The 25,017-nt window shown below is 66.3% G+C and carries 14 protein-coding genes and 1 pseudogene; 4 read left to right on the top strand and 11 right to left on the bottom strand.

Annotated features, from left to right (window positions below):
* Positions 1–556: 556 nt before the first annotated feature.
* On the bottom strand, positions 557–1,054 hold the full coding sequence (locus I6A60_RS13790; protein WP_203014087.1) for a hypothetical protein: 498 nt from the start codon (positions 1,052–1,054) through the stop codon (positions 557–559).
* A gap of 428 nt (positions 1,055–1,482) precedes the next feature.
* Positions 1,483–2,082, bottom strand: a complete 600-nt coding sequence (locus I6A60_RS13785; RefSeq protein WP_203014090.1) for a hypothetical protein — start codon at positions 2,080–2,082, stop codon at positions 1,483–1,485.
* Between the two features lie 281 nt (positions 2,083–2,363).
* Between I6A60_RS13785 and I6A60_RS13780 the strand changes: the two genes are divergently transcribed.
* The gene (locus I6A60_RS13780; RefSeq protein ID WP_203014093.1) at positions 2,364–3,929 is read left to right on the top strand and encodes a restriction endonuclease; all 1,566 of its coding nucleotides are present in this window, start codon (positions 2,364–2,366) and stop codon (positions 3,927–3,929) included.
* An 80-nt stretch (positions 3,930–4,009) separates the two neighbouring features.
* Here I6A60_RS13780 and I6A60_RS13775 read toward each other — a convergent pair.
* The 5 genes and pseudogenes from I6A60_RS13775 to I6A60_RS13755 all read right to left on the bottom strand — a co-directional run bounded on the left by I6A60_RS13775 (position 4,010) and on the right by I6A60_RS13755 (position 13,049).
* A pseudogene (locus I6A60_RS13775) lies at positions 4,010–4,377 on the bottom strand (pyridoxamine 5'-phosphate oxidase family protein).
* Between the two features lie 359 nt (positions 4,378–4,736).
* Positions 4,737–5,483 carry a hypothetical protein gene (locus tag I6A60_RS13770; protein ID WP_307873670.1) on the bottom strand — a complete coding sequence of 249 codons (747 nt, stop codon included), beginning with the start codon at positions 5,481–5,483 and terminating at the stop codon, positions 4,737–4,739.
* A gap of 1,204 nt (positions 5,484–6,687) precedes the next feature.
* Positions 6,688–9,900, bottom strand: a complete 3,213-nt coding sequence (locus I6A60_RS13765) for a hypothetical protein (RefSeq protein ID WP_203055625.1) — start codon at positions 9,898–9,900, stop codon at positions 6,688–6,690.
* Between the two features lie 155 nt (positions 9,901–10,055).
* Positions 10,056–10,253, bottom strand: coding sequence for a hypothetical protein (locus I6A60_RS13760; protein ID WP_203042728.1), 198 nt, complete (start codon positions 10,251–10,253; stop codon positions 10,056–10,058).
* Between the two features lie 1,875 nt (positions 10,254–12,128).
* Positions 12,129–13,049, bottom strand: coding sequence for a DNA-processing protein DprA (locus I6A60_RS13755; RefSeq protein WP_203014099.1), 921 nt, complete (start codon positions 13,047–13,049; stop codon positions 12,129–12,131).
* A 593-nt stretch (positions 13,050–13,642) separates the two neighbouring features.
* Here I6A60_RS13755 and I6A60_RS13750 point away from each other — a divergent pair.
* Complete coding sequence (locus tag I6A60_RS13750) at positions 13,643–14,614, top strand: DNA-processing protein DprA (RefSeq protein WP_203042727.1); 972 nt, start codon at positions 13,643–13,645, stop codon at positions 14,612–14,614.
* A 449-nt stretch (positions 14,615–15,063) separates the two neighbouring features.
* Complete coding sequence (locus tag I6A60_RS13745; RefSeq protein ID WP_203055624.1) at positions 15,064–15,351, top strand: hypothetical protein; 288 nt, start codon at positions 15,064–15,066, stop codon at positions 15,349–15,351.
* Between the two features lie 184 nt (positions 15,352–15,535).
* On the opposite strand, the gene I6A60_RS13740 is transcribed toward I6A60_RS13745, so the two are convergent.
* Entirely contained in the window at positions 15,536–15,688 is a 153-nt protein-coding gene (locus tag I6A60_RS13740) for a hypothetical protein (protein WP_203014104.1), read from the bottom strand.
* 158 nt (positions 15,689–15,846) lie between these two features.
* Here I6A60_RS13740 and I6A60_RS13735 point away from each other — a divergent pair, with 158 nt between their 5' ends.
* Positions 15,847–19,806, top strand: a complete 3,960-nt coding sequence (locus I6A60_RS13735) for a CHAT domain-containing protein (protein ID WP_203014106.1) — start codon at positions 15,847–15,849, stop codon at positions 19,804–19,806.
* A 450-nt stretch (positions 19,807–20,256) separates the two neighbouring features.
* Here the strand turns inward: I6A60_RS13735 and I6A60_RS13730 are convergent, their stop codons facing one another.
* From I6A60_RS13730 to I6A60_RS13720, 3 genes are all read right to left on the bottom strand, one after another.
* Complete coding sequence (locus tag I6A60_RS13730; protein ID WP_203014109.1) at positions 20,257–21,192, bottom strand: hypothetical protein; 936 nt, start codon at positions 21,190–21,192, stop codon at positions 20,257–20,259.
* Positions 21,193–21,198: 6 nt separating this feature from the next.
* Entirely contained in the window at positions 21,199–21,615 is a 417-nt protein-coding gene (locus tag I6A60_RS13725) for a hypothetical protein (protein WP_203014112.1), read from the bottom strand.
* A 68-nt stretch (positions 21,616–21,683) separates the two neighbouring features.
* Complete coding sequence (locus I6A60_RS13720) at positions 21,684–24,941, bottom strand: CHAT domain-containing protein (protein WP_238435388.1); 3,258 nt, start codon at positions 24,939–24,941, stop codon at positions 21,684–21,686.
* Positions 24,942–25,017 lie beyond the last annotated feature (76 nt).

Raw genomic sequence — 25,017 nt, 5'->3', positions numbered from 1 at the left:
TGTAGTTCTGTCGCCGCGGACGCGAGGCCAATTTTCGGGCCTCCGACAACGGGGCGCACCGACGGCTCGGGATTCGGGGGATAGTAACCCCCTTCATCATCCCCGTCGACCGCGATCATCTATACCGCTAGGCTCCGAGTGCCAACTGCCCGGCAAGGTGGAGCGCTCTCAAGAACGCCCGGCAGGTCGACCTCACGGACGCGAAATCGACATCGCGGTCGGAGACGGCAAAGATCTTATTTAGTCGCTGAAACTCTGTTTGCAGATCATCAATTGCCTGGAGGAGGCGCAGAGAGTTATCCCGCGCGGCAGCACATCGCCCGACGGAGCCGATAATATTCTCGGCTTCTTTCATCCAGTTTTCCATACTAAAGAGCCAAGATATCGTGGCACCCGGTGAAGCCACCTCCGGCGGCTCGGGTACCGCAGCAAAATCATCGAGAGAAGCTATGAGCTCGATCGCCGCGTCGCGGAAGGCGATCGCGCGTGGATTGTTGACGACCGGAATACTCGGAGACCCGAAGTCTGCGCTTCGAGTCTCTATCGAAGTAGCTCTTCAAGTCACGGGTGGTCTGGGCGGCAAATTAGGCACCGGCCCCGGAGCGGGAAGGACATACAAAGGTTGACCGGTGAGGTCTCGCAGGAGATCTGGGAGGCCTATCTCCGTCTCAGGATCAACCCGATACCACACAATTCCGGCCAAAATTTCGGTCGGAACTTCATTCACCGTTATCCCTGGCAGTAGAACAGCGCGAACTTGATCCCGGAATTTGTCCTGATCGCGATTAAACAGCCCTTTTAGCGTGTCGATCTCGCGGGCGGCACCGGCACCCTGGCGCGGATCGTTGTGGCCTTCCCAGCGTTCGCGGTATGCGATACTCGGTATTATCAGAGTGAAGTCACACTCAGCAATCTGTTTTGGCCCATAGCGGCTCCAATCGTGCACATTCGATGCGTCAAAGAGATCTAGGTGCAGTGTGAGACCGTTCTGATGGATGCGTTCGCCTAAGGCTCTCACCGTGTCACGCCACGCTTCCGCTTCTGCGTCGGACATGTTCTGATTGCGGTGAGCCCAGCTGATGAAAACGCTTCGCGGCGGAGGCGGCATGACACAGATCGTACCGACGGCGCGCGCCCTCGTCAGCAAGAAGGAGACGTCGCCAAAGTCGGACGATTTGTCCGTATACAAGTCCGACGTGCACACACGCATGGGCGCGCGATGGTGCCGCTGCGCAATTGGCAAGCGGTGTCAGGCACCGACGAGGTACCTGGGCGCATGCGCCAAGCACGTTCGTCTCCGTCGGCGAGCCGACGCCGAACAGATGTTCACCATCGGATGAATCCGCACCACGGTGCCCCGTCGGCCGGGAAGTCCTAGCTCCTCGGCATCTGGAACTCGGCGGGTTGGGTGGTGCGGCAGGTGTCCTACGACGACGTCGAGGTGTATCGGCTGTCCGCGTTCGGCGTCGGTGCGCTCGAGCATCAGCGAGTCCGGCGCGGCCAGGAACTCGTAGTGCCGCGGTCCAGGACGGCGAACCGGGTGGCGGTCGAGTATGACTGCCAGCCGTGCAGCTCGGGCTCGGTCACCTCGACGTCGTCCGACCAGTGCACCACGGTGATCCCACTCGGGATCACCGTGGCCGGTAGCGGCCGGCGGTACACCCGGTTGACCTCCAGGCCGAGCTGCAGCACCTCCAGCGCCAGCTCGATCAGCGCCGGGTGCGGCTGCCCGCCGCGCAGCACCGCAAGCAGCTCCAGCTCGGCCACAAGCTCGTCGGTGCAGTCCAGGAACCGGCCGTGCGGGCAGCTGCGCGGGGCGACCTGCGCCGACGCCACCAGCCGCGCCGGCGTGGGCAGCCAAGCTCGGCGAACCGGCGCGCGGTCTCGTACGCCGGCAGCGCTCCCGCGCAGTGGCTGAAGAAGGCGCAGGGCCGGTCCAGAGTGCGGCAGCAGGGCCGGCACGAGCACCTCGGCCAGTTCCTCGTAGCGGCCGAAGTGCGGCTCCCCGACCGGTTCTCGCGGCCCGGCGGCTGATCGCGCACACCTCGACGCCGCCGATCCACCGCGGGTACCAGCGGACACCAAGAACGATCACCTCGGACGGGAAGCGGAACCCCGAGAACTCCCAGGCCGGGACGACAGGCCGTACCCGCCGACACGCGCTACTCGATCATTCCTGCCCGGATGGCCAGATTGCTGTCCTCAGCGAACGCAACAACGCCGTCGGAACGCTGGCCGCCGCTGGTGACGCCCGGGCGACCGCGGCCAGGTTATGAGGCGTTGCGGTCTACTACGAGAAACGTTACCCTTTAAATGTTCTCGATCACTAAATGTAATCGGTAACTAGCCGTATACGGTGGGTGATGACGCGCAGCTCGGGTCCGTCGGGTGGCTCGTACAGGGAGTGGGCCGCTGCCGAACGCGCGGCTCAGCGGGAACAGGAGCAACGCGCGCGCAAGGCAGAGAAGGACCGCGTCGCGGCTGAGGCTGCCGGACGCGACGAGGAAGCCGCCACGAAGACCGAGGACATCAGCCGCCGCGTCCTGGACCTGGAAAATCTGCTGCGGTCCTCTCTCGACCGGGATCCGCGCATCGTTCTCGGTTCCCTGAAGATCACAGGCGAGATTCCACCGTTGCGTCCCGGCGCACTTGCGGATCCGATTGCTGAGCCTGCCCGGTCGGACTTCGCGCCGAAGCCACCAAACGGGCTTACCCGGATGCTCGGCGGCGCCCGCCGGTATCAGATTCTGCAGGACACAGCAGCGAGCGAATACGCCGCTGCCAGGGAAACGCATCTGCAGCAGGAAAACACGAGACAGCGCAGGCTCGCAGAAACTCGGAGCGCGTGGGACAGGAAGGCAGCCGACGCGAGACGCAGGGCCGAGGCCCACAATGCGCATATCGACGAGATCGCCGCGGGCCTTCGCATACGCGACCGGTTTGCCGTCAGCGAGTACCTGCAGATGGTACTGGACAGATCGCCGTATCCGGCGCTCTTCCCCACCGAACGGCATGTTGGCTACGTTCCCGAATCCTCGCTGGTGGCAGTGGAGTTTTTCCTGCCAACATTCGACATCGTCCCCGCACACAAAAGCTTCCGACATATAAAGACACGCAAGATCGTAGAGCCTGTAGACCGTTCCTCGTCAGACAGGCAGCGTCTGTACAACTCGGTGATCGCCCAGATGGCCGTGCGCACGATCCGCGAGGTGTTCACCGTCGCCCCGGAGAGCGTGGTGAGCACCGTTGTCTTCAACGGTCACGTCGACACCGTCGATCCAGCCACCGGCCGTAAGATCAGGCCGCCGCTCATTTCTCTGCGTGCGACCAGAGAGAAGTTCGACGAGCTCGTGCTCGCTGAGCCACGGTTCGATCCCGTCGCCTCGATCAAACGGCACTTTTTCGCGACCATCTCCGCCCACCCCGAGGAGCTCAAGGCCGTCGAGCCGGTGATGCCGTTCAGCAGGGCAGATCCGCGCGTCATCGAGGCCATCGACGTGATCTCCGGCCTCGACCAGCGACCCAACCTTCTCGATCTCACTCCGACGGAGTTCGAGTCATTCGTCCAGAACCTGTTCACTAAAATGGGTTACGAGACAGACCAGTTCCGGCCAGGCCACGACGGAGGTGTCGACTGCATGGCCTACAAGCGCGATCCTGTCGCGCCGATGAAGATCGCCGTACAGGCCAAGCTCTACACGAACACGGTTAAGCCCGGCTATGTCCGTGAGCTGTACGGCACAACGGTCGACGAAGGCGCCACTCTGGGGATCATGATTACCACCTCCGGGTACGGCCCGACCAGCGAAGCCTTCGCCAACGGCAAGCCCCTGCACCTCATCGACGGGCCCGGCCTGATATCGATCTGCCAGGAACACGGCATTCCGGCCCGGATCCTCGGTCTCGGTACCCGCAAGCGCAGGTTGTGAATCCACCGAACATCACACTCCGATACCTGGGCGAGTGGTCACGAAGCTTCCATTGAGGTGCCAGACACCCAGCCGTGCCCTTAGGAGACCTCGATCCACCCGCTTACCCTGCCGCGGTCACGCGCGCTGGCCGCTGTAGTGCGTGGAAATACGCTCGATATCGACCAGATCGGGATCGTCCGTCAGCTCCACCAGCCGACCCCTGGAGGCTGACGTGGATATACCGGTTTTCCGCCTGGAGAATGCTGGGCGAAACCCTCGGGTCAGCCCTCAGGTAATCGAGCCGTTTCCGGCCCTCATCCATGTTGACAAGAGCCCGGCCACCCTCCCACAAGTACCACGTCGCCACCGAGACCGGCTGGCCGTCCGACCGCGGACTCGTGATGACGCACGGGTTCAGCTTCGCCAGGGAAGCACTGACCTTCGCCGGCAGGGGGAGGTTCGCCATGGCACCCTTCCCACACCTTTTCGTTGGCCACACCACGGTCGCAGGCGGGGCCGAATCCCTGGGCAAGGAGCGCGGGCGGCTCACCGGAGGGCCTGGCCTTGATCAGGATGCGACAACCGGCTCTGGTAAGTTCAGTCCCGCAGCACAGCACTCGATGGACCTACAGCACATCCACAGCAAGATCTCTCCCCTGTGGATCGGCCGGTTCGGGGTTCGACTCCCCGAGAGTGCGCGCCTGGTTGAGGCAGGTCAGGGCCCCGCAGCCGCCGACGGGTGGCGCGGGGCTCTGACATTTCCGGACCTACAACTGCCTCCATCCCCGGCCCGGCTCTCAGGCCCCGGCAGTCCGAACCTGGATCTCAGCCGGTCGCGCCGGGATGTCCGGCCGCGTCTTCGATCTTGGTGTGGGTGTCGCTGCGGAGCTGGCCGACGAGGGTTCGGGCGGTGCCGGCGCTGACGTGGAGTCGATCGCGCAGCGTCGCCGCGGAGATCGGCCGCCGGTGTTGCTGCCAGTGCAGGACGTCCTCGGCGCGGGCACGGTGCAGGAGATCCTGCTCCCGAGCCCCCGGCTCGGCCTGAGGGGTCCCGCCTTCCCGCAGCGCCTTCGCCTGTCCGTTCCGACGGGCCTGTGTCGAAATCGCCCGCGGATCGGACGGCAGGGCGGTGGCATCGGCAGCCGGCGGGCCTGGCACGGGCATGCTCGTCTTGGCTGGGTGCATGGCCTGGATCAGGCCGGGGGCGACCTCGGCCCAGCCGATCATCAGCAACGGGCCTACAGCGTCGAACGCCGCCTTGCCGTACCGGCCAGCCAGCAGTGGCTCCGCGATATTCAGAGCCAACGTCACCAGACTGGCGAAGACCAGCAGCCGCCGCGCCGACCGCTCCACACCGGCCGGGTCGCCGTGGACGGCCAGCTGACGGAGTCCCAGCAGCAGGCCGACCACCGACAGGTCCACCGCTGGTGCCACCAACGGCGCGATGAAAACCGGAACCCCCAGACGCAGACCCAGCGCGAACGAGTTCCCGAATCCGAAAAGAAACGTCAGCCCCACGACCACCACGACCAGGGCCGTCACCAGCCTCGCCGCATAGGGACTTCCAGCCACAGCCGGGCCAGCCTCGCGAGGCCGCGCCGCCGATTTCTCCCTGCGCCGGCTCACGGGGCAACACCCCCGACCGGCCGGGAGGCGGCGAACCCGGTAGGCGACGTCAGGCCAGAGTGACGACTCGTGCCCGACGCGGGCCTCTCGCCGACCAAGCGGAACTCGACCTGACCACCGGGCTGGCGGCCGAGGAGGATCGGTGGCACCGTCAAAGCCGTGAACCGGCCCAGGTGTGCGCAACGTGTGCGCGCACCCGCCGTCTCCACCTGGCACCCACCGACACAGACCGACACCGTGAAGCCCTCTCCGCCGGACGGAGCGGGATCGGTCGGCATCACGCGGTACCGACAAGCACGACAATCAGCGCACCGATTTCAGATGGCCAGTCGGACGGACATGGCCGCCACGTGCCGTTCCTCGTCTCGGCGAACGGCACGGCACTCAACGGCATCCTGCGGCACCAGCAGCCCCTTTCGATCTTCATGCGTCTCACGTGTGCGCGAGGTGTGCGCGAGCGCTCCGCAGGACGCCCCAGTCTGCGGATGAGCGACCGAGCGGGACGAGCCAGCCACACACTCGAGCGAAGATCAGATAGAGCAGGCGTACGGGCATAGTTGATCATCGTGCTGGCGGCTCATCCGCCGTATCGGCCCAAATCACATTGACAGCGGTTGAGTCAGTGGGCGTGCACACGTCGGCAGCCTCGGGCGCGCGGAGTGGCTACGCCGGTGAGAACGAGCACCGAATGTCGATGACGTCGGGCACCATTCGATCTTGAGTGCACGCTCAAGATGTCGGCACGTTCGAGCACCGGTCTCGACCAGCCGAGCCAGAGTTACGCGGGATCTGTCTTGGCGGCCGGGCACCCGGAGCGCTTCTACTACAGGCAAAGGCGCACCAAGGACAGGCCCGGGGTGACTTGATCTCGAAGGCCGCGGTGGTCGTGGTGCTCGATCTCATCGACACGGCGACGTCGCCCGCATCCCGTGGTGCTCGACCTCGGCGACAGATGGTGCTCCGTCCCGTCGACAGAACCACGCGGAGGCTCGTTGTTGGGTGCCACAGCCCTCCGCTACCCTCCGGAGTCGTCGAAGCTACCCCCGACGCTGAGAGGACCTTGCTGACCCGTCACCGCCGCGGGCGGTTCCTCCCCGGCGAGCTGGTTCTCCTCCAACGCTCGCGCCGGGCGAACCTGTGGGATCGGCGGCTACCAGCCTCGGCGCTCGGCGATCGCACCCTCGACGTCGAAGCCGAAGTGAAGGAGTCGGTCGTCCCCTGCTTCCGCATGCAGTTGAGCAAGCCGGTGGGCGGCCCACCAGTCGCCGGAGCGTGCTCTGGCTCGGAGGCCCTCGTGATCCCCGGCCTCGGCGAGCAGCGTCGCGAGCCGGATGGCAGCTTCGCGGTCGCCGTCGTCGGCCCTTGCCCGCAGGCCCTCGTGATCTCCCGTCAATGCGAGCAGTGCCGCCAGCTGCTCGCCGGCCTCGTCGTCGCCCTCGTCGGCGAGAGCCCGCAGGATCTCGATCGCGCCGGCGTGGTCGCCGCGGGCGGCGAGTAGTTCCGCCAGCGGTCGGGCAGCCCAGCCGTCGGCGGCGTCGAACCGTTCGCGTAGCGCGAGGTGGTCACCGGCCGCGGCCAAGAGCGCGTTGAGCTTGCTGGCGGCCCATTCGTCGCCCTTGTCAGCGTTGACGCGAAGGGCATCGCGGTCGCCGATCTGGGCGAGGAATCTGGCGAGCTGGGCGCGGGCGCCCCGATAGCCGGCGTCGGCCAACGCCTCAAGACCGTCGCGGTCCCCTGCATCGGCGAGCAGCGCCGCGAGGCGGCTCGCGGCATCCCAGTCCCCCGCGTCGGCTCGTTCCCGCAGGATCGCGACCGCGGTCGCACGGTCTCCGTCAGCGGCGTGGAGCTCGGCCAGGCGAATCGCGGCGTATACGTCGCCACCTTCGGCACGGGCATGCAGGCAATCACGGTCCCCAGCCTTGGCGAGCAGCACAGCGAGCCGGTCAGCGGCGTCCCCGTCGCCTGCGTCGGCCCGGACCCGGAGCCGCTCCTGGTCACCGGCCTCGGCCCCGAGCCGGTTCAGTAGCCGCTCGTCGAACAGGTCGCCCGCTTCGACGAGCCCTTCCAAGATGTCGATGGCACCCTGACGGTCCCCGTCCTCGGCCAACAACGCGGCAAGCCGGTCCCCGGCCATCCCGTGTCCAGCCTCGGCCAAGGCGCGCAAGCCATCCCGATCGCGATCCCGCGTCAGGAGATCCGCCAGCCGATCGGCCGCGAGCACGTCGCCAGCGTCGGCCCTCGCCCAGAGCGCCCCGCGGTCGCCGGCGTCGGCCAAGAGATCAGCCAGCCACTCACCGGCACCCGCACAACCGCTGTCCGCCAAGGTCGCCAGACCTTCGCGGTCACCGGCGTCAGCCAGCAACCAGGCCAGCCGCTCGCCGGCCTCGTAGTCGCCATCGTCGACGAGAGCGCTCAGCAGCGGCACGGCGACGACGTAGAGACGGCGGTCGCACGCCGCGGAGGCGACGCGTTCGAGGTCATCAAGATCGGTCAACGTGTCGCACAGAGCAGTCCACAAACGAGCGGGAGGCCATACGTCACGGCGCACGCGGGTTGCGTGCTGGACGAGGTAGTCGGCGGGACGGTAGCCAGCGATCTCCCCCGGTCCCTGGCCTGCGACCGGCTCAAGGGCTGCGGCGGCACCGTGCATCGTCGTGTTATCGATCGCGTAGGCAAGCGCGTCGTCGAACCAGCCCTCGGGCGCACGTGCCCACTCCCGATCGGAGTAGTACCCGAGCGCGGCACGGCCCAGAAGCTCGGGAGACAGCGAGCCTCGGACGCCGAGCCGGGCGGCATCCAGAGCCGCAGTCAGCAGCGCCGACCGGTAGGGCCCGCGCCCCGGACCACCGATGCCTTTCGCCTGTTCCCAACGGGCCACCAGCTGCGGCGCCGCCGCCAGCGTCTGCGTCAACTCAAGATCCGTCGCCGCGAGCGCTGCGCGCAGCTTGCTGTCGCACCGTGCCGCCGCTTCGGCGCGGTCGCGTTCAGCGCGGCTGAACCTGTCCGCCAGGTTCACCTGATCGGCCAGGACCAGTACCTCGCGATGCGCCCGGTAACGGTCCTCATCACTGTTCCGGTCCGGGAGGCCGATATAGCGGTGCAGACGGTCGGGCCAAATCGTCGCGACCACGACGACCGGCCCAGGACCGTCCAACAGCTCGCCGATGACACCGGCGGTCAGTGGCCGATCCCCATCGAAATACTTCTGGATCTCATCCAGCCAGACGACCAACCGACTCGGCCGCTCCCCCACCAGGGCCGCAGCCGCCGCCGCGTCCGAGGGATGAGCTAGCCACCAACCTCGCAGCCGGGCGCGGACCGCCTCGAAGGCGGTCCGCGTCTTTCCCACGGACGAGTCCCCGACCAGCATCACAAACCCGCCGCGCTCCGCCGCCGCGGCGAGTTTGGCCCGCACGCCGTCAGCCGATCGATCCACGTCACGTTCCACATACGCGGGCAGAACATCATCCGCTACCCCGGCCACCCGTATCGGACGGTGCACTCCCAGCCGAATCGGGTCAGTATCCTCCACCCGCCGCCAGCCAGCAGGCACCGTCCCACCCTCCGGCCCAGCGACAGACCAGACGCCGGCCTGCGCGGGTTCCTGTCGCGCACGACCTGGACACACGCCCGCGGCCAGTTCGCCAGAGTCAGCCTTCGGCGGAAAACCACGCTCGGCCAGCGCCATGCGCCAACCATCAAGATCGTGACCGCCACGCCGCCGAGCAGCCATACCAGCCAGGTGGAGCAACTGCGTCCACCCCAGACGGGCATGGTCAGCAGTCACGTCGGCGAGCTGGCGCTGAAGCCAGACGGCTGCTTGCACCGACCCGGCCTGGGTGGGCTCCTCAACGGCGATCTTCCAGACGACCGCGCACCGCAAGACCAAGGCGCACAGCTCGTCGTCCAGTCCCAGCAAGGTCACGACGCGGTGCAAGACCTCCGCCTGGGCAGCGGTCAGCGCGCCGGGTATCGAGAATCGGCGAGCCTCCAACACTTCGCGTAGATCACGCATCGAGCCGGACAGCCAGCCCGCCGCGACCACGAGACGATCTCGGGACGGATCGAGCCCGCGCCGCGCCGCCACCGCCCACTGCTGGACAACCTTCGGCAGAACAGCAAAGGTCAGCTTTCGCTTCGCCTGCACACACACAGTCCAGCCAGACGAGAACTCCACCCGCAGGTCATCGACCGCATCGTCTGTCTCCAACACCACGGCTCGCACCCTCGCCCGCGCCGGGACCCCCATGCAATCCAACGGCTGGCCGTCAAGCCCCGCGGCGACCACGTAGGCGGCGACTCCGCGGCGGAACTCCACACCCGCATCGCCCGAAGAACCCCCGATACTCCCCCGGTTCACCATCTGATCATCATAAAGCTGATCAGATGGTGAGCCGGCGGCCAGCGAGACCGGACATGGAGCCGCGAACGTGATGCCAGCCAGCAGTGAGACGGAAGTGAGGGCGTGGTTCGGGGCCCCACGCTGCCTCAGCGCCGTCGCAGCAGTTTGTACTGGCATCACACGCCGCCAAGGGCAGTCGCGACGGACAGCGCGATCGACATCGCGGCAGCCGCTGCGGCGCCGCCGGCGAGAACCGCCCTGACCGGTCTCGCGCCACCGACGGCCGTGAGAATGCCGGCCAGCAGGCCGGCGATGAGTGCAAACGCCACGCACAGCGCGACAGACAAGATCCGAACCACGACGGGGTCAGACACCGCGGATAACTCCCTTTGATCGAGACCACTCCCTTTTGGGAGAGACCACGACCTGCGGTGCCCGCTACGCTTCCTATCGATCAGCACGGTGATCGTCAAGGACATCTCGAGGGGCATCTTGGGGCATCTTTGTGCCAGCCAAGGACGAATCTCCCCCTGCGTCTCGCCAGCAATACCGAGGCTCGGGCGCCCACCGGCTCGCCCAACCGCCCGTCCGCCAGGCATCCGACCAAAGGCGGCCGTCACGAGGCAGCCTTGGTCGCAGGTCAGCGCCTGTTTGACAGCCGCCGCCGATAGCGTGGCCCAAAAAGGCGGTGCCAGTCTGCTCTTCGTATGTCAAGGACATCGATGGTGACATCTGGGGCGTCTTTGTGACATCTGGAGTGACGTTGCCAGTCAACTCCGGCTGACTTCCCAGGTTCCGGTGCCAGTTCTTGAAAACAGGAGTCGTCTGGGGCTCGCCGCGCGGGGCGTCGGGCGAACTCGTGATCGTCTCTCGCTGCTCAACGACGTCGAGGCGAAGCTGTCTGGTCCTACCGGCAGTAGTCCCTACCGCCCGAGGCACCACTGTGAGGTTGGTGTCCTGAGATCTGCGGAAAGGCGACGATCCTTGGGCCTGACCTGTCGTGACAGGAAGCCGGCATCATACCTAGGGCACGCGTCGGAACCGCCCCGTCGCGGCACGCGCAAATGATCTTCGTGCAGCGCGTGCGGCCGATGCAGCCGGAGGATCAGACAGTGATCACAACCTGGCATCCGGCTCTGGCTGGATGGAGTTACAGGACATTCAAGGCGAGATCTCGCCCCTGTGGATCGGCCGGCTAGGTTTCGATTCCCTGGGAGGGCACGCATGGTTGAAGCAGGTCAGGACCCCGCAGCTGCCTACGGGTGGCGCGGGGCGTTGGCATATCCGGACGGACGCTCCTGGGGTAATCCGCTGGCCGCCGAGTGACTCGGCCCGGCGGTCCTCGCTGGCTCGATCTCCCGGAGGATCGCTGAAACGCAAGGTCGAAGGCGCGACCAGAGGGTCTGGCCCGGTCGAACACCTTTCAGGACGGACGGTTAGGCCAGGAGGGGGTTGGCAACCGGGCATCCTAACCCTGTTACGGGGCAGCGAAACGGGTCGTAGGGCTGGTCAAGTCCAGCGAGGACACGGCTGTGGTCAGGCCAGTCCCAGCGACACCAGCGCACTACGCAGAGCACGGTGACTTGGGAGGCGCCTGCGTCGCGGAGCGTGAGAGCAGCTGACTGGGCCTTGGAGCCGGTGGTCCAGGTGTCATCGACGACGAGGACGTGTCGGCCGGCGACATGGGGCTGATACTCGGAGGGTAGGCAGAATCGGTCGGCGAGGATCTCTCGTTTGTCCTCGCTGATTCGAGGGCCCGGGCTGAGAACGATGCGCCGTGGCTGCTCGCCTTCCACGAAGACGCTTCGTGCTAGTCCGGCCGCAGGGTGCTGCGCGATCGGCAACTTCCGACGAGTGGATGGCACGAAAGTGAGGACATCCCACCGCGACCCGGCCGCCGCAGTCAGGCATGAGCCGTGCAGGAAAGTCGCGGCGGTGACGAGAGTGTGCATGTTCTGGCGACTCACCTCGTCCGGCGGATCCCACTTGTAGGCGTACGCGGTCCGCACCGACTGGTGCCGCATCGTCGGATGACGGTCTTGAGCATACGTCAGCGTAAACACGTTGCGCGCGAGCCTGCCACCGAGTGCTTGGACATGGCCGTCGCATCGCGCACAGATCTCAGTCTGAGACGGCCCTGTGCACGCTGCGCAGGTAAGGCCGGGAATCCGGAATGTGTTTCTAAAGTATCCACCGACCCGGGGCAGGAGAATATCGCGGAATGCTTGAGCGTGCGGCAAGGGCATACGTCAGCCGCTAGCGCCGCGCGACATCATTTGGGTGATCTCAGCGAGCCGATCGTCCAGGCTAAAGATGTGATCGATCCTGTCAGCAGCTTCTTCGACGGTAGCAGCGAGGTACACACCGGGCTGGCCGATAAGCGCCCGGCCCCATTCGGTCGATTCGGCGACACGGCGAGTAAGGATAACCGGTCGGCCGTGGGCGATCGCTTCTCGGGCCTGGATTCGGGCGCCACTGTGCTCACCAGCCGCGACTACCACCGTGGCGTAGCCGTATGCACTCATCGTGGCATTGCGCATCGGGAACGACCGCTTAGTTGGTGACGCATCTGGCCAGAACTGAGAAAGTACCAAACCCGTCCGCGCGATCTGATCCTGCAGCCCATGATTCTGCGGAGGATAATATTTTCGTATTCCAGTGCCAATCACCGCAACTGTCCGCCCATTCGCGTCGAGCGCCGCCTGATGGGCTGCCGTGTCGACTCCGGCAGCGAGCCCCGCGAGCACGGTCAGGTTGCGATCGACCAGCGATCTCGCGAGCGTCGCTGCAAAGGCGAGCGCATTGTCGTCTGCCTGGCGAGATCCGACGATCGACACGGCTTTCTCGTCGGGCTTGGCCTGGCCCGCGTAGAAGATGACGGGCGGGGTTTGACGTACCCCGCGTAGCCGCCGCGGATAGTCGTCGTCAAGGAACGTCGTAAAAGTGAACGCCTCGTCGCGCCACGCCGTGACAGATGCAGCGGCGTCGTGGAGGGCGGATGCCAGGTCGGTGTCTTCGAACAGCGTCGGAGGCACGAGCCGGTCCCACACAGCACGAGCACTGCCAGACAGCCCGACCAGTTCCACGATGTCCTGCCAGGCGATCCCGGACGGCCGGACCTGCAGCAGCGCGACCAGCGCTGCGGCCTCCCGCTCGTCCAGGCTTGACATGGCCAGCATCGTAACGAGACCTACCGTCAAAACCTCACCGCCATCCCACCCCTGGTCACCTACGTCACCAGACGCACACCAGCTGAGACACCCAACTCGTAGACTCGACCGCCACCAGGGCGGCTCCGGCACCGCGAACGATCACGAGAGTCGATCGGAGGCGGCAATTAGCGGCTACCTGGCGCCTCCTCCTACCAGCGAGCTGCTGATCGGCCAAGCACGTGTGGTGGTCGCTTACATGCAAGCCCCAGCAAGGCTGCTCATGGCCACCGCCACGGCGAGCCCTCCGTTGGTCACGGATGACGGCCAATCAGTGAGACCCGCCACTTGTCGGCAGCGGCTAGCGACCTGTCCATGCGATCGACGACCAATTGGGCCGAGATCTACTGCCTCCGCCCTTACAGGCACGGTTTGTATGACGGTCTCGCAGGCGTCGCTGTCAGCGACGCGGGACAGCGCCGCCCGCTAAGTCCCCGCACGACACACGCCAGCGTCGCAGTCACCGCACCGGCAAGGATGCGGCGACGGCCGGAGACGATCGGCGACTCCGAAAGCGCCTTCCACCGAGGGTGGCCCCACCTACGATCAGCCGTATGTCTGATCTCCTCGTGAGCGGGCTGCCTCGCGCCGCAAGGCGGCTCAACTACGCTGACGCCGTGGTGGGGTCTAGCGTCGACGAGCAGACCGAGCTGGTTGCCCTGCTTCGAGAGCGTCCAGGAGGGTTGACCTGGCTCCAGCTCGCTGGTGCGGTCCTTGAGCACGGAACCGCCTCCGTTGCACGCGCAGAGCTCACCGACGCGAGCGTGGTCGACGCCGGCGAACGTGCCGCACACCTCGAGGAGGCTCGCCGCGACGTGCAGGCCTGGCTCGCCGACGGACTTGAGTTCTGGACGATCGCGGACGCCCGCTACCCCGCCCGCGTCCGCGACATCCAACAGGCCCCACCCTTCCTGTTCGCCCGCGGGCATCGCGTCGATGGCGACGCCGCCGTGTCGGTGGTGGGCTCACGCAAGGCCTCAGAGCGCGGCTTGCAACTAGCGAGGTCCATCAGTGAAGCGCTCGTCGCCATGAGCGTCACCGTCGTCGCGGGCCTCGCCGCGGGCATCGACACAGCCGCCCATGAGACTGCGCTCCGCGCGGGCGGCCGGACGGTCGCCGTCATCGGCACTGGTATCAACCGGTACTACCCTGTGGCCAACCGGGCGCTCCAGGCTCGGATCGCCCGTGACGGCCTGGTGTTGTCCCAGTTCTGGCCAGATGCCCCGCCGCAGCGTCACAATTTCCCGATGCGTAACGCCATCATGTCTGGCTACGGCATCGCGACGGTCGTGGTCGAGGCCGGAGAGAACAGTGGCGCCCGGATACAAGCAAGGATGGCTGTCGAGCACGGACGCCCGGTGATCCTCACCGACCTTGTCATCAGCACCACCGAGTGGGGCAAGGAACTCGTCGGTCGCCCCGACGTCTACCTCGCATCGTCTCTGCAGGACCTGACCGGCATAGTCAGCGAACTCGTCGCCAGGCCGCGCAAGCTCGGAGCGGCGCTCGGCCAGATCACCCTCTGATGCCAAGCCGCGCGGCCGCACTGGACACGTTCCGGGACCACATCGTCAGCACCGGTAGTGCCTTCCTGCGAAACGTCCGTTGGACACCGAATGTCACCTGCAGAACCTGCACCGGCATCCCAAACCCGGGTTACGCGGACTGTTACAAGTGCCATGGTCGAGCCGGCTCCGCTGGACTCGCAGACACCCTCGGCTTCATGACCTACGCCTGGCCTGACAGCCAAGCAGGCCGCACCATGCGCGCCTACAAGGCCAACGGGGCGGCGAGCTACGAACTCGTGTCCTCCCTCCTGACCTACGCAGTCGCCGCGCACTGGGACTGCATCGCGACCCGCACTGGGAGCCACCCAGACGCGTGGGCATACGTTCCATCGCTCGCGGGGAGAAACGGGCAGCACCCTCTTGCACGGATCGCGTCTGGCGTCCTCGGCAGGATTCCTCACGTCCAAGTGACCGCCAACAACTATGACGACGACGCTCGCGCGTTCAACGCCTCCCACTTCACCGCTCCGCCGACGACGGCGTCACACGTCCTGCTCCTCGACGACACCTGGACGACAGGCGGGCATCTTCAGTCCGCCTCGGCCGCGCTCAAGGCCCAGGGTGTCCTACGGATCACCGGACTTGTGATCGCGCGATGGCTCGACCCGAGCTGGAGCACGACCAAAACCTTCATAAGCGAACTCGCCCAGGACTTCGACCCGACGCTATGCCCCTACACAGGCACACCCTGCTAACCGTCCCGTCCCACCTCCGACACAAAGAGGGCTTTCCTGGGTCGCCGTCGGAGTCACGCAGGTCGGCCGGCGTCGGCCGCTTGTCAGCGCGCAGCTCGGAGGCGCGGTTGATGACCGTCCGGGGTTCCGAACCGATAGCGCGACCGTCTGTCGTCATGCAGGCATGACACAGATCGACGAGCAGTCAGTCCAGCCCACGGAGCGGCCCATGACGGATGTCCTCGCGAGCGATGATCGTCAGCCCACTGCGGCCGGAGTACTGGCCTGGGGTCGCGGCGACGCCCTTCTGCCCGACAGCGAGGCGACGCCGGAGCAGTTCCCCGCGGCTGACGAACATCTCGGCCGCCTTCTTCTTCGACGGTGACGTCCGGCGTTGAGCTGGTGACGGTCGCCGCCGACGTCAGGTGGCCCAACCTGCGCCCCTCGCCTTCCCCTCGCACCCAACGTGCCGACCCGGCGCCGACGATGCCGGCCCGAGCACTCACAATAGAATGAATGATGCACGAGGGGGCCACGAAGATGCGAGAGCGACAGCTCAGTCGGGTCCGAGCCAGGCTGCAACGGCTTTCGAGCAGCCAAGACCGGGCCGCGGTACTGGATGCGGACGCCGTTGCGGACGTCGAGGCGATGGTCGAGTCAGTCTCTGACTTGAGTGACGACATTGAGATCGCTCACGCGGCCGGTTGGCTGCACTGGATGCGCTACCAGCTACTCGACGATGGGAACGATCAGCAGGACCTCGCGGCGGCGTTGACCTTCTTCGCGCATGTGTATAAGGACCGACCTGACGCGGTTCCCGACCAGGTTCGCGTTCATTTCAGTGAAAGTCTTCCCACGCCGCCCAGCACGCCCGAGGTGCTAGCAACCCACGCCGCCGTGCGATTAGATATGGCGCAGCGATCGGGCGACCGGGGCGCGCTCGATGCCGCAATCACATTTCTCCATCAGGCATTGACTGCCTGCCCACCCGACGATCCCAATCAAGCAGTTTATCTGTCCGATCTCGGCGTCGCGCTGAAGATCCGGTTTGAACAGTCAGGAGTCCAGTCTGACATTGACTCCGCGATCGAGGCCGGCCGGGCTGCCGTAGCCCTCAGTCCGCTTGACCATCCACGCCTAGCCGCCGCGCTGAGCAACCTCGGTCTATCATTGCGCACCAGATTCGAGCTGGCCGGCGCCAAGTCCGACCTGGACGCCGCCGTCGAGGCCTTGCGAGCCGGCGTAAGAGTTGCCCCCACAGGCAGCCTCGATCGGGCTATGAACTTATACAACCTCGGCTTCGCGTTACAGGCTCGGTTCGAGCGGGCAGGTGCCGAGTCCGACTTGAGAGCTGCTATCAAAACACACAGTGCCGCGGCGGCGGCGATCCCCTCCGACTACCCTGACCGTGCGATAAGGCTCTCGGAGCTCAGTTTTGCGTTGTACGACGGATTCGAGCGGACCGGCGATCAGGCCGATCTAGATGCTGCGGTCCATGCGCATCGGGAGGCGGTCGAGGCAACTCCCACCGACCATCCAGATCGCGCCATGCGGCTATCAAACCTCGGAGGTCTTCTGCGCGCACGATTCGAGCGGACTGGTGCCGCTACCGATCTGGACAAGGCCATCAAGGCAATTGACGCAGCGACAGCAGCGGCTACAGACGACGACCCGGGTCGTAGCATGTATTTTTCGAATCTCGGTGGGGTGCTGCACGTCCGGTTTGATCTGACCGGTTCTCGATCTGATCTGGACGCTGCCATCGAGGCCCACCGAGACGCTCTGGCGGCAGCCCCAGACGACGCCCCGAGTCGGGGCTTTAATTTTTCGGATCTCGGTGAGATGTTTCACCTCCGGTTTGATCTGACCGGTTCTCGATCTGATTTGGAGGAGGCCATCGAGGCCACCCGGACGACTATCGCGGCAATGCCGATCAATGACCCGCGTCGTGCTAATCCGCTTTCCAACCTGGGTCGCATGTTGCGTACGCGATTCGAGCAGACCGGAAATCTTAATGACCTAGACGAGGCTGTCGAGGCCGCTGAAGCCGCCGCGGCTGCAATCGACGCCAGCGACGCCAGAAGAGCCATGCTTTCGTCCAACCTCGGCGCCGCATTGCACACCCGGTTCCAGCGCAGAGGGTCCCAGGCAGACCTGGACGCCGCTATGCAAGCGTGCAAGGCTGCCGTGGCTGCAAGTTCTGCCGATGATCCGGACCTTGGCATGTATCTGGCGAATCTCGGAGCCGGTCTGCGTATTCGGTTCGAGCGGACCGGGGCCATTTCTGATTTAGATGCCGCCATCGAAGCCAGCGACGCTGCGGTCGCGGCTACTCCTACCGGCCATTCCAATTACGCAACGTACCTGTCGAATCATGGGCTCGCTCTACAAGTCCGTTTCGAACGGACTGGCGCCAGGTCTGACCTAGACGCCGCTGTCGAAGCGGGCCGAGGCGCCGTCGCAGCTACATCCGTGGACAATCGCGACCGAGCTTCCTATCTGACGAACCTAGGGGTCGCCTTGACAACACGTTACGGTCTTCTAGGCACCCAGGATGACTCAGACGAGGCCCTTGAGACCGTCCGATTCGCTCTGGACGCGGCATCCGCCGACCATCCTCACTACCCAGATCACCTGAACAATCTCGGGAATATTCTTCAGCTCCGATTCAGAAAGACGGGTTCTCAATCCGACCTCGATGCTGCCATCGTGGCTAGCCAGGCTTCAGTGACTGCGAGCCCGGCCGATGACCCGCACCGTAGCGGCCGACTGTTGAACCTCGGCATGGCTCTGGGAAGCCGCTTCGAACGAACAGGTTCCGAGCCCGACCTCATCGCAGCCACCCAGGCGTGCCGCGCGGCTGCAAAGGTTCAGGAAGCGTCGCCGCGCTCGCGCGCGGTAGCGGCCCGCTATTGGGGCCTTAGCGCGGCGATGGGCAAACGCTGGGCAGACGCGGCAGATGGATTTCAAACTTCAATAAACCTATTGGGTCACATAGCGCCGCGTCACTTAACCCGTCCGGATCAGCAGCATATCCTGGCAGGAATCGGCAACCTGGCCGCGGACGCGGCGGCCTGCTGTGTGCGAGCCGGCATGGTCGGGCGGGCCGTCGAGTTATTCGAGCAGGGCCGCGGAGTGCTCCTCGGCCAAGCCTTGGACACCCGCACCGACCTGACCGCGCTCACCGAACAGCACCCCGAACTGGCCACCTCCTTCATCCATCTGCGTGATGTCCTCGACCGGGCCAACGACCCGCCCCCGCAAAGTCAGACCCCACCTGGCAACGACACGGCCGGCGCCAACCAGCGCGCGGCGGGGATGGCATTCGAGGAACTAATCACGTCAATCCGTTCGCTGGCAGGATTTAGCACATTCCTTCGGCCGCCGCCGATCGCCGAGTTGCTCACGACCTCCACCGATGGCCCGGTCGTGGTCGTAGCGGTCTCGCAGTTCGGGTCGTACGCGCTGCTACTGAACAGCAGCCACGTGGAAACAGTCTCGCTGACCGAATTGACCCCCCAAGCTCTCTACGACCAGGTGACCGGTTTCCTCAGCACACTGTCCGACGCTACCTTCTCTGCGGTACAGACCCGGATTGGGGAACTTCTCGGCTGGCTGTGGGATGTGCTAGCGGGCCCGATTCTCGACCGCCTCGGCTTCGTCAGCCCACCTGCCGACGGCGCCGCGTGGCGGCGGGTGTGGTGGTGCACCTCGGGACTGCTGTCGTTCCTGCCCTTGCATGCCGCCGGCCATCACCACACCCGGTTCGACACCCACCCCGCCACGGTCCTCGACCGGGTGATCTCCTCCTACACCCCTACCATCCGAGTCCTAGACCACGCACGGCGCAGCGGCCCCACGGACGCGGCGGGTCAGGTCAGCCTGGGCGCAGAAGGCCGGCTGGTCGCGGTCGCCATGCCCCATACCCCAGGCGCCTCCGACCTACCCGGCGCGGAGACCGAAGCGAACAGCCTGCGGGCCCGGTTCCCTGGCCATGTAGACGTGGTCACCGGCGAACTGGTCAGCCGACAGACGGTGCTCGACCTGCTACCAGCTGTCCGCTGGGCGCATTTCGCCTGCCACGGCGCCACCGACTTGGCCGACCCCTCCATGAGCCGCCTCCTACTCGCCGACCAGCCCCTCACCGTGCTGGACATCAGTAAATTGCGCCTGCCCGACGCCCAGCTGGCCTTTCTGTCCGCCTGCTCCACCGCCATGCCCAGCGGGCAGCTGATCGACGAGGCGATCCACCTCGCCTCCGCGTTCCAGCTTGCCGGCTACCGGCACGTGATCGCGACGCTCTGGCCGGTCGAGGACGCCGTCGCCGCCTTCCTCGCCGACGAGATTTACAGCGATCTTAGTGGTCCGTCCCCAGGCAAGCCCGCTGCCGCGCTGCACCAGGCTGCCCGCTGGCTGCGCAATCTGGATCTTGAGCGGCCGTCCCGGTGGGCCTCCCACATCCACAACGGCATCTGAACCAGCGAGGCGCCTTACCCATCACACCTGCGATGGCTCGGCCGCCGCCCTTGGGCTCGCGCCCAGCGCGACAGCCCACGGGACGAGTTAGTGCTGATCGCGCTTCCTCCGGCCAACCCAGCCCGGCGGCGCGGGCATCACTTGACTGGGCCTGATAGGAAATTAGGTTGCCGGAGGGCCTCAGGCGACCCCGATCGGTTCGAAGCGGATGGTCAGGCCGAGGCTGCTGGCCTGCTTGATCATGCGGCGCATGGCGCGTTCGGGATCTCGTCTGGCGAAGTGATCGGCGCCGAGGTCCTGGTGTCTAGGGCGAACGGGGGTCGAATTAGATCGACAAGCCCCCTCCGCCAGATACGGCTCCGCGCGTCGGATGTCCTGCTCGACGACGAGTGAGCCAGTGCAACCCAGCCCGCCGAACCGAAGATCCTTAAAAGGCGGCTTCGAGAGTTCTTAGGGACCTGGGTTGGCTGGCTGGGTGTAGGTGAGTGTCGGAGGGTAGGTGCCGCGCCAGAGAAGCGTGGTGAGGGCTCGGCCAGCGGCGGGTTCGTCGGCGGGGCCAGGCGGTGGGGTGAGGCGCAGCTGCTGGTAGAGCGCGGTGCGGTGGACGTCGAAGGTGGCGTCGATGAGGTCGGCGAAGATCCGGGCACGGGCCGGCACGGTGACGGTCACGCTGATCGCGGCGAGGGCGAGTCCGAGGGGTAGGGCGGGCCAGGCGAGGGCGGTGAAGGTGCAGAAAAGCATCGACCAGACCGTCGCGGCGACAGCTGCGTCGAGACTGCTTCGGGCGGCCAGGAGTGCTTGGCGGGTCGGTTCGGGCAGCACGAGCCAGAACCGGGGCCACACGACGACGGTGTCGAGGCCGTAACGGATGGTGGGGCGGGTTTCCGCGGCGCGCAGCAAATTGCCCACTGGGGTGGGCAGGTAGTCGGCGGGGGCGATCGGGCGGTGGCGGTGGCGGCGCTCAAGCCGGGCGACGAGGGCACGGTCCGCTGCCGTCGGCTGGGAGCGCAACCGGGCTCGGGCGGCCTGGAGTCTGTTTCGGTCACGGCCGGCCTGGCGCAGGGCGTGGCGGGTGAGCAGACGAGTCATTGGTCCAGCCCAACGGGGCCAGTAGCCCTCAAGCAGGCGGAGCACGGGGCCGGTGATCACGGTGACGAGGACACCGCTCGCGGCGACAGTAAGCAGCGCCGCGAGCAGAAGTGCGACCTGGGTAGCAGCAGCCTGGTGTGTCAGCCAGTGGGCGTCGCTGTCAAGCCGGCGCTGGCTACTGCGATGCCAGATCCAAGCTGCGAGTCCGCCGAGCCAGAAGATCAGAGCCGGGGTCGTCACCGTGGACCATCGGTCGGCGAGTTTCCCACCGACGGCCCCCCAGAACGCGGTGATCACCGCCGGTCAGCTCCTGACCAGTGCGACGTGGTGGACAGGGCACTCGGGGATGGACTCGCCGGCCTGGAGGTGCTCCCATTCGTAGTCGCCTTGTGGGCAGCGGTAGAGGTCCGCGTCGATGGGTCCGGGATCACCCGCCAACAGATCTATGCCATCGGACCGCTCATTCAGTGGGCCGCCGTCGGGTTCCAGCAGCGTCCGGAAGCTGGGATCGTCGAGGAACCTTCGGAGGAACCGTGCGGTGTCGTCGTGCTCGTCAAGCAGCGCGCGCACGGCCGCGGCCGTCATTGCGGGCTCGCTACTGTCGGCGGCGAGGATTTCGTCCAAGCGTTCGGCGGCGTCGGCAGCAGCAGCCGGGGCGAGTATGTCCTTTAGCCGCGGCTGGATCGCACGGCCGGCCGCGAGGGTCGCCTCGGTGTCCATCGGGGTTTGCCTTTCTCGTAGTTACATGGCCTCTGCGCGTCATTGCGAGTGTCGGAGGCCGGTACGGGTCAGATGCCGTTGTGGATGTGGGAGGCCCACCAGGACGGGCGGTCGGGCTGCAGTCCACGCAACCATCGGACGGTCTGATGCACGGCGAGGGCGAGTGGGCGCGGGCGCGGATCGGTGAGCGCGCTGTAGATCTCGTCGGCGAGAAGGCCGGCGACGGTGTCGTCGATCGGCCAGAGGGTGGCGATGACATGCTGGTAGCCGGCGAGCTGGAACGCGGAGGCGAGGTGGATCGCCTCGTCGGTCAGCCGTCCACTGGGCATGGCGGTGGAGCAGGCGGAGAGGAACGCCAACTGCGCGTCGTCAATGCGTAGACGGTTGACGTCGAGGACGGTCAGCGGCTGGTCAGCGAGCAGGAGCCTCCCCAGGGAGGGGTCAGTCAGGTTGGCAGCGCCGTGGCAGGCGAAATGCGCCCACCGACCACCCGGCAGCCGGTTGAGCACCGCTTGCCGCGTGGCCTTCTCACCGGCCAGCACGTCAACCTGACCGGGGAACCGGGCTGCCAAAGCGGTAGTTTCAGTAAGTGCACCGGGCAGGTCGGGGGCGTCGGGAGTGTTTGGCATAGCAACCGCGACTAGCCGTCCATTGGCCAGGCCGACGCCATCACCGCCGCCCGTGGGGACGGTTCGGCGGGCATGAGCCAGCGCACGCAGCGTCGGAGTGTAGGACGAGATCACTCGATCGAGGACCGTTGCGGGTTGAGCGTCGAACCGGGTTTGGTGATGGCCGGCGGCGTGGACCGGCAGGAACGACAACAACCCCGAGACGCACCACCACAGCCGCGGCCACGAGTCACCGCTGGCCGGGGCGCCGGTCAGGTCTAGGCAATCGAGGACCGGGCTGGCCAGGACATCCCACAGCCAGCCTAAAATCTCATCGAGCCGACCTCGCGCCGTTGCCGAGGTGGCATCATCCAACGCCTCGAGAAACGCGCCGACCTGGTCGAGGACGCTAAGCGGGGTCAGCTCCGGTAACGCGACTGCCTGCGTCCCGCCGCTGGTCAGCAGCAGCGCGTAGGACCCGAACTGTGAAACGGCCACGGCCACGATTGGGCCCTGGTTGGCCATAGACAGTAGGTCGCCGGCAGGCGGAGGCTCGAGAAAGGTCTCGAAGCCGTCCAACTTGCGTATCGACGCGATCAGCTTCTCGAACGCGACGTCCGCCGCCCGCCGGTCGGAGACCGTCCCGTCTGCCGCGAGCCCAACTGGCCCGGGCTGTCCGGGCTCAGCCGGGCCGCTCGGCCGGTCTAGTAGGTCTCGCAGTCGGGCGAACGACGCGGCCAGGTCGGGATGCTGCTCGCCGAGGGCGGTCACGTCAGTACGAGTGTCCAACGCCTGGCCCAGCAGCACCCCACGGCCCTGCTCAAACAACTCCACCGCTTGGTCGACCAGCCCGGCCCGCACACAGCACGCCGCGGCGTCCGCCCCCAGACCACCGAGTTCGGCGAGCAGATGCTCCTGATCACTGCGGGACAGACTCCGGGGCGCCACACGTCCGAGCAGCTTCACTGCCATCTCAAATCCCGCCACCGCCTCATCCCACCGGCCCGCCGCCGCCGCCGACCGTCCCCAGCCACGCGCCGCAATTGCCCGCCACCGCGGCGCCGCACCCATCACCCCCACCCCCGCTCGGTAGACACCGATCGCGGCGTCCAGGTCCGCCAGCTCCCCAGCCCGCTCGGACCGACTCCGCAGGGCCATGCCGAGATTGATTGACCGCCCGGCGCGGTCTGGGTGATTCGGTGGCGTGGCGTCGACGGCAGCCTGACTAGCGTCGATCGCGGCATCGAGGTCCGCCAGTTCCCCAACCCTGTCAAACCGGTTCCGAAGGGCGAGGCCGAGGTTCGACAGATACATAGCATGGTCAGGATGGTCAGGTGGGATAGTGTCCACGGCGGCCCGGTAGACGTCGATCGCGGCGTCCAGGTCCGCCAGCTCCCCGACCCGCTCGAACCGGAGGCGTAGGGAGTTGCCGAGATTGGACAGCAATGCGGGGTGATTGGCTAGGGCGGTGTCTACGGCGGCTCGGCCAGCGTCGATCGCGGCATCGAGGTCCGCCAACTCCCCAACCCGCTCAAACCTGCTCCGCAGAGCTAAGCCGAGGCTGGATTGCCATCCGGCACGGTCCGGGTGGTCAGGTGGGGCGGAGTCTATGGCGGCTCGATCAGCGTCGATCGCGGCATCGAGGTCCGCCAACTCCCCAACCCGCTCAAACCTGCTCCGCAGAGCTATGCCGAGGTTGGATAGTCGTCCGGCGCGTTTGGAGTGACCGGGAGGTGTGGCATCGACGGCGGCTCGGCCAGCGTCGATCGCGGCATCGAGGTCCGCCAACTCCCCAACCCGCTCAAACCTGCTCCGCAGTGCCAGGCCGAGGTTAGACAGCCGTCTAGCTCGGTCGGGATCGTCCGGTGCGGCGGCGTCCACGGCGGCCCTACCGGCGTCGATCGCGGCTTCCAGGTCCGCCAACTCTCCGAACCGCTCGAACCGGTTCCGCAGGGCCAGGCCGAGGTTAGACAGGTAAATGACGTGGCCGGGGTCGTCTGGCGAGGTCGCGGCCACTGCAGCCCGGCCAGCGTCGATCGCGGCTTCCAGGTCCGCCAGCTCCCCGACCCGCCCAAACCGGCTCCGTAGAAAATTGCCAAGGGTAGACAGCATCGGGGCGCGACCAGGGTGGTCGGGTGGGAGTGCGTCCACGACGGCCCGGTAGAGGTTTATGGCGGCTTCCAAGTCCGCCAGCTCTCCGAACCGCTCGAACCGGCTATTCAGAGCGAGGCCGAGAGCAGACAGCCCAATGGCGCGGTCTGGTTGGTCGGGTGAGATGGCGTCCACCGCCCGTTGGAGGAGGCCAATGGCCTCGTCCAACGTATTCCGGTCTCCGCTCTTCATCGCCTCGCTCGATAGGCCGACAGCACGGTAAAGCAGTGCAGCGGGCGTCTCGGCTGCGTTGTGCCCCCGCTGGTCGAAGTGGGCGCGCACTGCGTCGGGGACAGCGTCCGGACGGATCTGGTAAACCGGCGCGAACAGCGTCAGGGCGGCAGTGAGATCCGCCTGATCCTCACCATCGGGCAAGAGTTCGTAGCGTACCCAGTGCAACCATCCGGCCACCTGGACAATCTCCAGGTCCGTGGCCGGGCTGCCGGCCGTGCCTAGCAGGGCTGTCACTTCCGCGACCGCTTCCTGATCCAGGACCGCGTCCGGGTCTTGGTCGACAGCGAACCGTTCCAACCGCGCCCGCACCTGTTCGAGCAGACGATCCCTCATGCCCATGTCCCCCGTGCGCGTCGTCGCCGCCGCCACAACTGTGCTGACACAAATAGCGTGACTGGTCACGTTCACA

This window comes from Frankia sp. AgB1.9 (assembly GCF_016786355.1).
GTDB lineage: Bacteria > Actinomycetota > Actinomycetes > Frankiales > Frankiaceae > Pseudofrankia.
This window is presented reverse-complemented; position numbering and strand designations above follow the sequence as displayed.

Coding starts and splice junctions, on each gene's coding strand:
- I6A60_RS13720 (WP_238435388.1), bottom strand. CDS start 24,941: ATGAGGGATCGTCTGCTCGAACAGGTGCGGGCGCGGTTGGAACGGTTC.
- I6A60_RS13780 (WP_203014093.1), top strand. CDS start 2,364: ATGACGCGCAGCTCGGGTCCGTCGGGTGGCTCGTACAGGGAGTGGGCC.
- I6A60_RS13740 (WP_203014104.1), bottom strand. CDS start 15,688: ATGTTCGTCAGCCGCGGGGAACTGCTCCGGCGTCGCCTCGCTGTCGGG.
- I6A60_RS13750 (WP_203042727.1), top strand. CDS start 13,643: ATGTCTGATCTCCTCGTGAGCGGGCTGCCTCGCGCCGCAAGGCGGCTC.
- I6A60_RS13790 (WP_203014087.1), bottom strand. CDS start 1,054: ATGTCCGACGCAGAAGCGGAAGCGTGGCGTGACACGGTGAGAGCCTTA.
- I6A60_RS13755 (WP_203014099.1), bottom strand. CDS start 13,049: ATGTCAAGCCTGGACGAGCGGGAGGCCGCAGCGCTGGTCGCGCTGCTG.
- I6A60_RS13725 (WP_203014112.1), bottom strand. CDS start 21,615: ATGGACACCGAGGCGACCCTCGCGGCCGGCCGTGCGATCCAGCCGCGG.
- I6A60_RS13735 (WP_203014106.1), top strand. CDS start 15,847: ATGATGCACGAGGGGGCCACGAAGATGCGAGAGCGACAGCTCAGTCGG.
- I6A60_RS13765 (WP_203055625.1), bottom strand. CDS start 9,900: ATGGTGAACCGGGGGAGTATCGGGGGTTCTTCGGGCGATGCGGGTGTG.